Annotated in this window: 12 protein-coding genes and 1 pseudogene; 1 reads left to right on the top strand and 12 read right to left on the bottom strand. The window is 45.9% G+C overall.

What is annotated here, in order from left to right; all coding sequences use genetic code 11:
• Positions 1-386: 386 nt before the first annotated feature.
• Positions 387-2,249: a tetratricopeptide repeat protein gene (locus tag J7529_RS00690; RefSeq protein ID WP_318727397.1), complete on the bottom strand. Its 1,863-nt coding sequence runs from the start codon at positions 2,247-2,249 to the stop codon at positions 387-389.
• 33 nt (positions 2,250-2,282) lie between these two features.
• On the opposite strand from J7529_RS00690, the gene J7529_RS00685 reads away from it, so the two are divergent.
• Positions 2,283-3,587, top strand: a complete 1,305-nt coding sequence (locus tag J7529_RS00685; RefSeq protein WP_318727396.1) for a pyridoxal phosphate-dependent aminotransferase — start codon at positions 2,283-2,285, stop codon at positions 3,585-3,587.
• 33 nt (positions 3,588-3,620) lie between these two features.
• Here the strand turns inward: J7529_RS00685 and J7529_RS00680 are convergent, their stop codons facing one another.
• The 11 genes and pseudogenes from J7529_RS00680 to J7529_RS00630 all read right to left on the bottom strand — a co-directional run bounded on the left by J7529_RS00680 (position 3,621) and on the right by J7529_RS00630 (position 13,227).
• Positions 3,621-3,998, bottom strand: coding sequence for a nitrile hydratase accessory protein (locus J7529_RS00680; protein ID WP_318727395.1), 378 nt, complete (start codon positions 3,996-3,998; stop codon positions 3,621-3,623).
• A gap of 46 nt (positions 3,999-4,044) precedes the next feature.
• Entirely contained in the window at positions 4,045-4,671 is a 627-nt protein-coding gene (nthA, locus tag J7529_RS00675) for a nitrile hydratase subunit alpha (RefSeq protein ID WP_271937176.1), read from the bottom strand.
• A gap of 11 nt (positions 4,672-4,682) precedes the next feature.
• Positions 4,683-5,423: a nitrile hydratase subunit beta gene (gene nthB, locus J7529_RS00670; RefSeq protein ID WP_318727394.1), complete on the bottom strand. Its 741-nt coding sequence runs from the start codon at positions 5,421-5,423 to the stop codon at positions 4,683-4,685.
• Positions 5,424-5,510: 87 nt separating this feature from the next.
• Positions 5,511-6,014 carry a DUF1097 domain-containing protein gene (locus J7529_RS00665; RefSeq protein ID WP_318727393.1) on the bottom strand — a complete coding sequence of 168 codons (504 nt, stop codon included), beginning with the start codon at positions 6,012-6,014 and terminating at the stop codon, positions 5,511-5,513.
• Between the two features lie 56 nt (positions 6,015-6,070).
• Positions 6,071-7,033 (bottom strand): GTP-binding protein, encoded by a 963-nt coding sequence (locus J7529_RS00660; protein WP_318727392.1) that lies wholly within the window; start codon positions 7,031-7,033, stop codon positions 6,071-6,073.
• A gap of 425 nt (positions 7,034-7,458) precedes the next feature.
• Positions 7,459-7,593 carry a hypothetical protein gene (locus J7529_RS00655; protein WP_271937182.1) on the bottom strand — a complete coding sequence of 45 codons (135 nt, stop codon included), beginning with the start codon at positions 7,591-7,593 and terminating at the stop codon, positions 7,459-7,461.
• Between the two features lie 218 nt (positions 7,594-7,811).
• A pseudogene (locus J7529_RS00650) lies at positions 7,812-7,979 on the bottom strand (RNA-guided endonuclease TnpB family protein); the annotation flags it as partial.
• 22 nt (positions 7,980-8,001) lie between these two features.
• Positions 8,002-9,273 carry a uracil-xanthine permease family protein gene (locus J7529_RS00645; RefSeq protein ID WP_318727390.1) on the bottom strand — a complete coding sequence of 424 codons (1,272 nt, stop codon included), beginning with the start codon at positions 9,271-9,273 and terminating at the stop codon, positions 8,002-8,004.
• A 204-nt stretch (positions 9,274-9,477) separates the two neighbouring features.
• A complete protein-coding gene (locus tag J7529_RS00640) occupies positions 9,478-10,440 on the bottom strand; it encodes a hypothetical protein (protein ID WP_318727389.1) in 963 nt (320 codons plus the stop codon).
• 26 nt (positions 10,441-10,466) lie between these two features.
• Positions 10,467-11,630: a tetratricopeptide repeat protein gene (locus J7529_RS00635; protein WP_318727388.1), complete on the bottom strand. Its 1,164-nt coding sequence runs from the start codon at positions 11,628-11,630 to the stop codon at positions 10,467-10,469.
• 94 nt (positions 11,631-11,724) lie between these two features.
• On the bottom strand, positions 11,725-13,227 hold the full coding sequence (locus J7529_RS00630) for a hypothetical protein (RefSeq protein WP_318727387.1): 1,503 nt from the start codon (positions 13,225-13,227) through the stop codon (positions 11,725-11,727).
• Positions 13,228-13,247 lie beyond the last annotated feature (20 nt).

Genomic DNA, 13,247 nt, shown 5'->3' with positions numbered 1-13,247 from the left:
TATCTGATGTCTTATCTCAAGAGAGGCGTTTTTACACGCAAGGGAGCCACTAACCCATCAAATTCTTGATGGAGTTTTCTAGATTGTCTCCCTCAGAGACTCTGAGATTATGGTGTTGAGAGTCTTGTGGGTGTGCAAAAACTGGCTTAAACATAGAGATAATTTCTGCAATAGATGGATCGCCTAGCCCAGGGGCAGAGTGAAAAGTCATATCATATAGCAGAGAAAGGGAGAGTTAGGAGATTTTCTATTGCCTATTGCCTCAAACTATAACCTCACTGTCCTAATCAACTCTTTCACTGCTATAGTCCGTACAAACGTCGGGAAGTATGATTAGGCTTTCTGATCGCCCAATCATCGGTTTGGAGAATTGAGAGATCGCATCATCAACTAGCCACTTGCACCGCACAAGTGCCTGTTTTTTGCGCTTCCAGAGCTTCAGTAAACGAATCAATGGCTTCTTGATAGTAGTGAAACTCAACCAAAATATTGCCCTTGAGTTTTAAGGCTTCTGGATGATTGGGTTGAATGGATAAAATATGATTGTAGGTTTCTAGGGCTTTTTCTGGACGATTGAGGTGATCTAAAAGATAGGCAATTCTGAACCATAAATCTAACATTTCTGGTTCAACAGCTAAGGCTTGTTCGTAGGACGCGATCGCCTCCTCATATCGATTTAAGCTTTCCAAGGTAGCCCCACGGTTGCGCCATAACCCTTCTCCGTGTTTACCTAAAGACAAAGCAATATCATAACAGGCTAGGGCTTCCTGATGGCGATTCAATTTCGCTAAGGCTAAACCCTGTTTATACCAAGGCTCGCTATTCTGAGAATGGAGATTGACTGATTTATCATAGGAAAGGATCGCTTTTTCATACTCTCCTATCCATCCCAATAAATTGCCCCGATGATACCAAGCTTCCCAACTTTGGGGATTAAGAATCAAGGCGCGATCGTAGGAGTCGATCGCCTCCGCATAACGTCCTAACTTAGCGAAAGCACTCCCTTGATTATACCAGGCTTCATAGCGGCCCGGATAAATCGATAGGGCGCGATCGTAGGCAGTGAGAGCGCGGAGATAGTTCTCTAATTTACTGAGCGTATTGCCTAAATTATACCAGCCTTCATCCCGAGTCTCATCAATATCAATCGCTTTTTGATAGGCTTCTAGAGCGCGATAATAATGGTGTTGTTTCACATATAATCTACCAATCGCCAACCAGGTTTCATAGGAATCTGGCAGCCATTCCAAAGCTTTATGATAAGCGGCGATCGCATCCTCATAACGATGAACTTGGGTGAATTGCTTCGCTTGCCTGACATAATCTTCCATCGTCAACTCGTCCGGATTCACCACAGACTGCGGATGAGCTGAATCCGGAACCAGACTCCGATTTAACTGAGGAGGTGAAAAATCAGGCACTTCAGACGACAAATTCACCGGCAGAGCCTCCACCATTTGGGAAGGGCGTGTTTGGGACATTTCCTGGAATAAACTCTCTTTTTCCGCTTTCGTTTCCGTCAACATCTCCTGAAACTGACGCATCATTTGGCGCTTGATTTTCTCGAGTTCCTCTAGGGAAATCTGAGACTGTTGGGACTGTTCATGAACCGTGGTTAACTCATCGCGAATATGTTGTTTATATAAATTCAGATGACGGTATAACTCGCCCATCCAATCATCGGCTTTTAAATGATAATCCTTTAAATCTCGATCTAAATCGCTAAATCCTTCTAATTGGGAATGGATCAGTTTGACTAAATCTTGAACTACCCAACCTCGAATGAACCAAAATAAAGCCATCGCCATAACTGGCATACTAACGATCAATACCATCAATAAATTTAAGACGGTAATCGTTCCTTCAATTTTTGGCAGGCGATCGTCCCCTCTAACTAAAGCTAAATTTTCCTGAGCAATAGAGGTATCAACCACCTGAGCAATCATGGTTTTCAGGTGCTGAATATCTTCCTGAGACAGGGACGTGTGATCGAAGGGTTCATCGGTAGATTCTGCTACCGGAAGAACAACTTCTGGAGGGCTAATAGAAGCCAGGGCAACCGGCATCACCTGTTGCACAATCGAATCAATAAACTTAGGGTCTAAATCCGGTTTTTCGGTTTTGCCAGTATCTCCTATCGGTTGAAGTGGAGATTGCTTTAGATCAGACGAAGACCGAAATTCCGGCGCGATCAAGGCCGCTAATGTAACAAGGGCAACGGTTGACATCCGCATAGCATCCACTCCCATTCATCTCCATGCGCTACTCCTTGATACGGAGTTTTGGATCGAGATCAGGATATGATCTGGGATGGGGGACGCGGAGACACGGGGACGCGGGGAAATTGCCTATTGCCTATTGCCTATTGCCTATTGCCTATTGCCTATTCCCCACCCATTACCATTTTTAGAGGAGATCGGTTCATGAATCCAGCAGAGCGCATCGGGGGATTGTTATCAGAATCTGCGTTTGAGGTTTTGGGTAAAGCGAAAGCCTTAGAAGCGCAAGGACGCGATATTATTCATTTAGAAATTGGTCAACCTGACTTTCCTACACCTTCTCATATTTGCCAAGCAGCAACCGAGGCGATCGCCCAGGGCTATACCGGTTATAGTTTAACGTTAGGGTTGCCAGAACTGCGAGAGGCGATCGCCGCTCAGGTTAGCGAAACCCGGAAAATTCAGGTAGGGGGCGATCGCATTATCGTCACTCCTGGAGCCAAACCCCTACTCTTTTTCGGTATTCTAGCAGTGGTTAATCCTGGGGATGAAGTCATCTATCCCGATCCCGGTTTTCCCACCTATCGCTCCGTGATTCAGTTTGCCCAAGGTCGTCCCATTCCCTTACCCTTAGTGGAAGAGCGGGAATTTAGCTTTCGCATCGAAGATTTAGAAGGGCTGATTTCAGACAAAACCAAGCTATTGATCCTCAATTCCCCCCATAACCCCACGGGAGGATTTTTACCTTTAGCTGATTTAGAGGCGATCGCCTATTTAGCCATTAAACATAATTTTTATATCCTAGCTGACGAAATCTATTCTCGCCTGTTATATGACCATCCTCACTATAGTTTGCTCAGTCTACCTGGAATGGAAGATCGAACCCTCTTAGTCGATGGCTTTTCTAAAACCTATTCCATGACGGGATGGCGTTTAGGGTATGGCGTGATGCCCCAACATTTAATCAGTGCCTTAGAATTACTCATGCTCAACTCCAATTCTTGTACTTGTACCTTTATCCAAAAAGCCGGTATTGCCGCGTTGCAAGGTTCGCAAGAGTCAGTACAAGAAATGGCGAAATCTTTCCAGCATCGCCGTGAATTGCTCGTTGCTGGACTCAATCAAATTTCCGGTATTCACTGTCTCACTCCACCAGGCGCATTTTATGCATTTCCGAACATAAAAGAACTGCCCTTAAACTCTCAAGCGTTAGCCGATTATCTCCTCAATCAAGCCGGAGTCGCCCTCTTACCTGGAACCGCCTTTGGAAACTATGGGGAGGGCTATTTACGTCTCTCCTATGCCACCTCTTTAGAGCAACTCCAGCGTGCCCTAGAACGCATTCGGGAAGCCGTAGCAGCGCTTTAGAGCAGTAATATAGCGCTGAGATTTACCACTCCCTTAACGGGGTAGCTCAGATTGCTTCTGCTCGGGACTGCAAGCATCAAGAATGTCTGCCATTCGAGCGTCCAACTCACCGGGAGCCAACACCCCAGACTCGACTAAAATTTCTTCGAGCGCGGCTAACCAACGTTGGTAATAATCCCAACTTGGATCGTCTGTTCCATGCTCTGCTTCCCACTCCCCAATTTTGCTAATCAATTGCTGGCGAAAGTCTTCCCATTCGTAATGCCCCTGTTTAGAAAGGGCGATCGCCACCCCAAACGCTAGACGCTCCCAGTCGCGATCGAAATAGAGATGACCGTCACGTCGAGGTGGCGCTTCCTCTGGCGAACCCATTAAGCTCGTCGCCGCAAAATGTTCAAATTTAGTGAACATAATTTTGTTCTGTCACTCGGATATCAACTTGGCACTCTTGCAGGTCTTATGCTGCTTTAGGCAGTGCAACGCCCATCATTGCTTCGGGGGTCAACAGAGAAGCTAGTTGCTCTTCATTCATGCCTTCCGTCCCCTCAGGACGCATGGGTAACACCCACCAACGAATCTGGCCACTCGTATCCCAAACACGAATTTCGACCGAATCATCCAGCTCAACCCCAAATTCCTTCAGCACCGTGCGGGGTTCCCGCGCCGTGCGGGCCCGGAAGGTGGGATCTTTATACCAGTAAGGCGGTAAGCCTAGCGTTGGCCAGGGATAGCAAGAACATAGGGTGCAGACAATCACGTTATGTACTTCAGGGGTGTTCTCCGCTACCCGCATGTGTTCCCCCTCTGCACCGGACATACCGGGGGGAAAGCCCATCTCATTACAGGCTGCGTTGCAGTCATTGACCAGCAATTCTTTAAATGCGGGATCGACCCAGGCTCTGGCAACTAACTTCGCGCCATTAAATGGCCCCATTTGGGTTTCAAAATAGCTAAGGATGTTATCCACTGTATCGCCAGCGATCACTCCTTTCTCAATTAGCAATGATTCCAGCGCTTTGACCTTGGCCGCACTGTAACGCTCGCGCTCTGGATCGTACTGGAAACCTTCGTAAAGACTTGGCATTTTCTTTCTCCTTAAGCAGCTTCAATATAGACTTCAAAAATGTCGTTGTAGTAAATCGCTTTGGAATCCAGCAGGGATTCATTCCAAAGGGCATCGGGCTGGAAACAAAGACTGTAAATCGGCATTGGCGTGCCAATGCCATCATCGGTTTTGAAGAAGTAAGTATAAACCCCTTCGTAAACCTTATCAACTACACCAATCCGATCGCGCAAATGTCCGGGTAAACGGGTATGATCTGCCGGAGGCACATCCTTAATGCGGACTTGGTCTCCAACTTTGAATTTGGGTTCCATCGCAACTGGACGTTTGGGGGAGTCACCTTCACGCAGGTATTTCTCAACCTGAACGTTAATCGCCGGATTCCCACCTTGGGGCAGTGGGGCTTCAGCCTTGGCGCTGTCGGCTAAAATCTCAGCCGTGCGTGCATCTAGCTCTTCTTGGGTAATGTAGCCTTCTTCGACAAAAAAGCCAGAAATGCCGCCAAGCCATTTCTCGTAGTAACGCAACCGAAAATACTCAAAGGGATGCATCCCTTCGGCACCCTTGCGGAGATGTCCCCAAGTCCAAAAACTCTTGAATTCAGTGGGAACGTTTTCGATGTCATACGGCGATTCGGTGAGATGATTGCTTAATGCCATCATTGCGGTATGAATCCCAAAAATGCGCTTTTCCCAGGGTTCGACAAAAACTTCCGTCTCAAAGTTGATTGGCCCTAGATTCTCTAAACCGCCTAAATTATGCTGTAATTTCATGGCTTTAACCCTTAGTTGATTAACAATAGCATTTCTTATCTTGCGATGAAGAAAAGATTCAGTGCAGTTCGCAAGCGAACCTGGCGATCAAGCTGCGGTTTCCGGTGCTGTTGTCATGGCTTTCCCCCACAATTCTGAAAGGTAGCCGAAAATAGCACCCACAATCATGGCGGCGATCGCGATCGCGACGGGGTTTTCGAGGAAGGGGGAGGTCATTGGATTACCCGTTACGGCAGCAGTCCCCACAGTTTGCGAAAATCCCCAAACAATTGCGGGTGTAATCCCCGCTGTAAAGGGAATCTTGCTGGCTTGCACCATCGCAGCACTACCCAGACCCACGACGATCGCCGCGACGATCGGCGTTGGACCAATCAGCTCGATCGCCAGCAGGGATGCGCCAGCAATCAAAATCCCGGTAATGTTGCAGGCTACCGACTTCTTGAAGCCATCCACCCCTCCCCCAACAATAAAAAAGGAGGCCCAGGCTGTAAATGTTACCCATACGGGCAAGGGAAGAACCGTTGCTGTGAGGAAAACATCAATCCCTCCCAAGACACCAATACTGATGCTCAATGCTTCTGCTTGCTTCACGTTTATCACTCCTAATCGCTAAATTGCCAAATACTTGATGCCAGCCAAGGGACACATCAAACTAAACAAGCGTTAAACCCGTCTTGGAGATTCATTTGTTCGAGGTTGCGACCAATAAAGATCAGCTCGTTACGACGGGTTTCGTCCGGCTTCCAAGGCTTACCCGGGCGACCATCCAGGGTCATATGAACCCCTTGAAATACAAACCGGCGCTCCATATCGTGGGCGTTTAGAATGCCTTTCATGCGAAATAGATCGGGACCGTGGGCTTGGACTAACTGGTAGAGCCAGCGATTAATCTTGTCCGTATCGATTGCGCCGGGTTCGTTAATCGCAACTGAATATACCGAATCATCATGCTCGTGGGCCGATTCATCGAGAAATTCCGGATCGATCGCCAGGGCATTCTTGAGATCGAAAGATTGAACGCCCAAGACGGAATCCAGCGACAGATTGCAATAATTGGTGGTGTGGATTTTCGCGATCGCATTCATACCGCGCACCTTCTGTTTCAGGGTTTCCAAAATCTCGGGTGCAACCAACTCCGCCTTATTCAGCAGAATAATGTCGGCAAAAGCAATCTGCTCTTGGGCTTCTTCGCTCTCCCAATGTTGAGTAATATGCTTGACATCCACCACCGTGACGACGGAATCGAGCTGTGTTTGTCGAAGCATCACTTCATCTGTGAAGAAAGACTGAATGACGGGGGCTGGATCGGCAAGCCCAGTCGTTTCAATGAGAAGGTGATCGAAGCGATCGCGCCGATCCATTAAATTGCCAATAATGCGAATTAAGTCCCCTCGAACGGTACAGCAAATGCAGCCGTTATTCATCTCCAGAACTTCTTCATCAGCATCAATGACCAGTTGATTATCAATACCAATCTCACCAAATTCATTAACAATGACCGCAACACGCTTGTTGTGCTCTTCCGTCAAAATTCGGTTTAATAATGTTGTTTTTCCTGCACCTAAATAGCCGGTAAGAACTGTGACAGGAACTTTTTGCGTTATAGCCATTACCCTTGTACGAGGATCGTATCAAAAAAATAAAGCTGCCGTTTGATCGAGATAAGGATCGAACACTGCCGAGTTTTAGTAAATCATACAGCCAAGTAATGAACCGTATAACGCATCACGATTTAAAAAGATTGCCATGAAAACTGTTGACAAACTTTAACGGGAAGTTCCCTCAAAATCTATTTAACCAACTTGAGCGATCGCTCAAGTTACTCCCCTTAATTCCCCCGTACCAAGCCGGAAAGCCAATAGAATTATTCCTTTTTCTCCATCATCTGTTGTGACATTTTCAATACTGTTTTGCGGGGAATAAACCGTACACTCAATTGAGTTTAAGGTCCAAAAGATACCTCATTAATTTTCACTAATTTGCCTTTCATCATCGCCTCATAACCACACGGACCAACAAACTCAGCGGATGCAGCTTAGTTCCATAAGGTGTTGCCTTCCAGGTCTCCTGCTGCCACAAAAGCACTAGCCACAGCGCCAGGGCAAAGGGCCGTTGAGGTAATATTAGTATCCAAAAAATTTTGGGCGATCGCCTGGAAAAAGGAAACCACAAAAGCGATGGATCTATCATGCCGTTCCTGGCAATGAGGGCACATAAACGATCGCACTGATATAGCAGAGAAAAGGAGAGTTAGGACATTCTCTATTGCGATTCGTGCCTATTGCCTCAAACCATAACCTAACTGTCGTAACCAACGCTTTCTCTGCTATAGATCTTTTCTAGCGGCAATAGGATGTTGGAGCAAAGGTGAGAAGAAGAGAAGAATCACCCAATCTCCAAATAAACCTTGCACTCCAACTCGGCTTTGTATTTGAGCAGGGTACAGAATTGACCCCAGCTCACATTGCTGATTGCTTCGGCAAGGTTGTGATTCTGCACCATGTTTTTAACTGCTAGATCCTCCACCACAATCACATCGTCTTTGCAGGTCATTCTACTGTTCTAGGGTTGAGATTAACTAGGAGTTTGTTTCGCCAGATTCGGGTAAGAGCCAATTCATCAGGACTCCAAAGATACCGGATAAACCAATTCCTTCTAGGGCAAATTCTCCAGCTTTTACGCTCAGTCCGCCAACTCCAAACACTAGGATAATGGAGACGATCGCCAAATTTCGAGGTTTCATTAAATCTTCTCTAGAGCGAACCAGACTATTCATCCCCACTACCACAATTGTCCCGAACAAAATCACCAGAATTCCGCCCATAGCGGGTACGGGGATGGAGCGCAAAAAGGCCCCCAGTTTACCTACAAAGGCGAGTACAATCGCCAGAATTGCAGCCCAAGTCATGATACCGGCATTAAAGATTTTAATTAAGGCAACGGCTCCCGTCACTTCTGAGTAGGTGGTATTGGGCGGACCTCCCAAACAAGCCGCTAGACTGGTGGCGAGACCATCTCCGAGTAGGGTACGATGAATGCCAGGGTCTCGAAAGTAGTCTTTTTGAGAGACAGCACTGATGGCTAGGATATCGCCAAAGTGTTCAATGGCAGGGGCGATCGCGACGGGTACAATAAAGAGAATGGACGGTAAATGGAATTTGGGTAAGGTATATTCCGGCAGCGCAAACCAAGGAGCTTGAGCGATAGTGGTTAGATCGACCATTCCTAATGGAAATGCCACGATATAACCGACGAGTAAACCGGTCAAAATCGGCACTAATCTTAACCAGCCTCGACTGAATAAGACAGTTAATAATGTGGCTAGTAAAGCGCTGCCAGAAACGGCTAGAGCATCTCCTTCACTGTATCCTTCACCTGCATTCGATGCCATCTCAATAGCAATGGGGGCAAGAGATAATCCAATCACCATAATTACCGGCCCCGTAACAATGGGCGGTAACAGCCGTAGCAAAAATTCAGAACCGCGCCATACAATTAATAAACTCAAGAGTAAATAAACGACACCCGCAGTCATTAATCCCGATAACGTTTCGGGTAACCCATACTTTTCTACTCCCAGTTGAATGGGGGCAATAAAGGCAAAAGAAGAAGCTAAAAAAACCGGCACTTTCCCCCCAGTTACCCATTGAAACACCAAGGTTCCCAAACCAGCCGTTAATAGGGCAACATTCGGATTCAATCCGGTTAAAATGGGCACTAAAACCAAGGCTCCAAAGGCAATAGAGAGGATCTGAGCGCCCAAGGGAAAATAACGCCAACTAAAGCGATAGGCAGTTGGGTCGATCTCGGTTTCTTGGGTTTCTGGGTTAGGATTAGGAGGTTCAATCATCAGCGTTTAGTCTAGAATTCAAGATTAATATTGTATTATAGTGATATGGTCGTTTGCGGTAGGCAATAGGCAATAGAGAATAGGCAATAGAGAATAGCTTGGATTGCTTAGGATCTAAGCCTTCAAGTTGTACTTGATAGAAAAGAGAATCCTTTGGGACAACCTTCTCGCTTCGTGCAAGCTTCGTCAATGCGGGGAATGACTCTAGTTGTTACTAAAGAAAGAAGAAGAGCTAAACAACCCTTTGACAAATTTAGCAATCTCTTTAGATGGATTCCGTTCATTCAAGAATTCTTGGGTACTTATTTTTCGATCCCGAAATCGTTTAACAAAATATCGAATATCTTCTAGCTTTTCTAGACGAGAGTTACTTTTTCGTTTCATGTGGTCAATCGGATTTATTCCTTTTTCTCGCAGAGAGTGATAGGTTTTGACGACTTTTGCTTCTGGGGTGCGGCGCTGAACTTTCCAATCCTCTTTGAGAGCCTGGTACTGTCTCTTCAGGATTTGATTTTCTTGTTTCAATCGATTCACCTGTTGCTTTAAATCCAGGTTATCGTTTTGGTTAATTACCCTGATTTGCCCGTGATGGTATTGCGCTTCAATTTGGATTAACTGAGCTAAGTCTCCAGCTTGATAAGCTTGGTTAACTTCTTTCATGACTTCCGTGTAGTAATCCCGGTCTTGATGATGGCTGACTTTATCTGGATGGAAAACCGACGCAAGTTGCAAAAATTTTTGTCGAACTTGACTTAAATCCTGATTATTGACATTTTGCCAAGGGATGTTCTCTCGATTGTCTTGCATGGGTTCGTCTATGGATTCTTGGGTCTTGAGCCGATTGCTAATCCAACCCATTTTTTGGATACTTTCGTAAATAAACAGAACTTTTTGCGTTTTTTTACGACTTAAGCCACGGGTTCTGAAGATATCTTCAAATAACTCATGAATTTGTTGGTCAACCCGATCGATTTCTGTTGAGATTGGCTCTAGGTTCTGAGCCACTTTAGGAAGAATCTGCTCTTGCTCTTGTTCAAAATCATCGATTTTCTGTTGTTGCTTTTCTATTTTCTTTAACAGTTTCAGACGATCGCGGTTAAGGGTATGGATTTGCTCCTGGAGTTGATTGACGGATAAGGAGGAAGACGGAGAGGATGGGGGTTGCATACAGACTTTTCAAACCAATTGTTCAATTAGGGTGATTCTGGTTCAGATTCTAAGGGGTTTTCCGGGTTCTGGCTCTCCTGTTCTTGAGCCGCTAAACCACTTAATCGTGCTTGAGCTTTACTCCAATAGGAAATGGTTTCCAGATGCTCCGGTTCAAGTTGCAAGGCCCGATCGCAACAAGTAAGGGTCTCCTCATACCGTTCTAAAGCATACAATGAGATCGCCTTCTTTTGCCAAGCATCAGCCAAGGTCTCATTTCTGGCAATCACCTCATCCCAAACGGCGATCGCCTGCTCATAGCGTTTCAGTGTCGTTAACATTCGTGCTTGTCCTAACCATCCCTGAAATGCTTCCGGCCGAATTTCCGTCGCCTTCTCAAAACTTTGCAGGGCTTCCTCATATCGGTCAAACCCACTCAATACGGTTCCTCGGTTCAGCCAAGGATCAAACGCATTGGGTTGTAATTTCAAGGCCTGTTCATAACTATCTAAAGCTTCCGGATAGCGCCCTAAATTTCTCAGAGACACTCCGCGATTACTCCAAGCTATGTCATAATCCGATTTAATCGCCAAAGCCTGATCGTAACTGGCTAAGGCCTCCTCATATCGTTGAAGCTGATTGAGCGCTACTCCCCGATTTGTCCAAACTTGATAAAAATCGGGCTTTACCTCCAACGCCCGATCCCAAACTTCCAAAGCCTTGGTGTAGTGTTTCTCTTCATACAAGCTATTGGCTTGATAAAATAGCTCCTGAGCCTCAGTCGTTATCGGTTGTACGGTTTCGAGGGTAAAGGTTTTTTTCAGTAGCGATCGCCCCACTTGAGTCGCCTTTTGACCGATTACTCCCAGCTCAATTTCGCCCAATCTCAACATTCGGGAAGCCAATTGGTGGTTGGGAAGCGGATTTTCTAAGAGGCGATCGCCAAATTCCCCTAACCAATCGATCCATCCTTCTTCGGTGGTGCGATCGGATAACTTACTCAAATACTGCTGCACCTGAAGGGTTTGCCATCCCTGATCGACTCCTTCCAACAGTTGCATAAACACAAACTCATATCCCGTGCGATCGAGCGGAGTTGGACGCTCTTGCTCTTGGGAGGAGATTGCTCCGGAATTCCCTTGATTCCCAAACAACCGTCCCCATAATCCCTTAATCCAACCGATCAAAGAGCGCCAAAATTCTTTCCACATCGCGATCACCAAGTATTGATTTCTCCTTCATGATTCCCTATTATCAATTAAAACTTAAAAATTATGGCGCTACGTGCGGGTAATAGGTCATGGACTATCTCGGATTTTGGCGATCGCTTTCATCTTGCTCTTTCTTTTTTCGTCTATTCAGTATTGCCAGCCAAATCCATAACGGAAGTGCCCCAAATAAGAGACTCCAACCCACTGAATGTACAAATGGATGCACAGTGGTAGCCTCGGCATCCCAAGGCATCAGTACGGGGTTATCTGTAGTCAGGGCGTAGCTGGTAGCGATTACACTAGCAGCAGCCATGCCTCCACCAACCACTCCAATAGTAATATTTAAGTCTCTACTGCTGATGGATTCTTGTTGATTGTGCTTTCTATCAGCTTCAATTTGCTCGATTTCTAACCTCCCTCGGATGGTGGCAATCATTTCTTGAAAGAAGGGTTCGCTGGCCTGTAAATACTTGAGATCGACAGCAACTTGTCCTTGATATTTGGTTTGACTAATCTGCACAAAGTCACCGAGAAAGGATAAATCATCACCTAGTATTTTTCGCTCTTGAAGATAGGCTAAAAATTGGCTATAATTTTCGGTATTCGTGGCAATCGTGTTAATGGATTCAGTGACATCTCGCATGCAGCGACGGTAGCTAAATCCTAATCGTCTAGTTTTGGCGAGAAATGCTTTCAGTTGTGTCAGTCTTTGGTTGGCATCATCGCAGTTGTCAATTTCGGTAAATTTTCCAGATTGGACATCAAGCTGCGAGGCAATTTTTTTGCCTTCTTGATACCAGAGTCGGGAGCGGTGATAGGAAAATAAGGTTTTGTGACGATAGAGAAACAGGCGATGCAAGTAGTGATTAACATCACCCGTGAGCAAGTCTAGGGTTTGGGGATGGCGATCGAGCCAGATGAGGATGTGATATCGTTGTTTGGGATCGGTAGCACGATTGTCATATTCGTAAATGGGACTGCCGAATAGGACTCCTTTGGCAATGAATTGGGGTTGAATGTCTAAGTTGTGAGGAAGGAGAATTTTATAGCATTGTTGCGCGAGAAGATCGAGAGTGTCTTCCTCGGAAGGAAGGGATAAATCGATAACTGGACAGGTATAGAATAGTAGGGTTTGACCGAGAGACGGTTGAATAAATTGGGGAGAAAAGCAAGAGTGAGGATGGAGTTGATGGAGTTGGCGAATGGAGAGGGGAGCCAGATGGGAAACGGTGATATCGGCACTGTAAGTATCGTGAAAGCGAACGGGAGAAATGATTACTTCTAACGGGTTATTACAGCCAGAGATTTCGTTATTGTTTACGTCTGCTTGCTTTAATAACTTTTCATAGGGTGATTCTGGATTTTCTTCGGTGGGGGGAATGAGGAATGTGGAAAAGTTAGCAATCTTGCTGATGTTAAGTTGTTGGCCGAGATCGTTGATGCGTTGCCATAAGTGTAGAGCGCTATCGGCGAGTTTTCCCTCTTCCAAATCGCGATCGTCCCGCAACTGAAATGGATAGAGAGTTAGGGTGGAATTTTGCAGTTGAATGTCTTGAACGATTTCTGGACTAATCGTGGATTTGGAGGAATTTTGCATATTACAGCGCTTCGCGCTAG

It is taken from the genome of Roseofilum sp. Guam (assembly GCF_017746735.1).
Taxonomy (GTDB): domain Bacteria; phylum Cyanobacteriota; class Cyanobacteriia; order Cyanobacteriales; family Desertifilaceae; genus Roseofilum; species Roseofilum reptotaenium.
The sequence above is the reverse complement of the archived record's forward strand: the minus strand, read 5'-3'. Positions and strand labels throughout refer to the sequence as shown.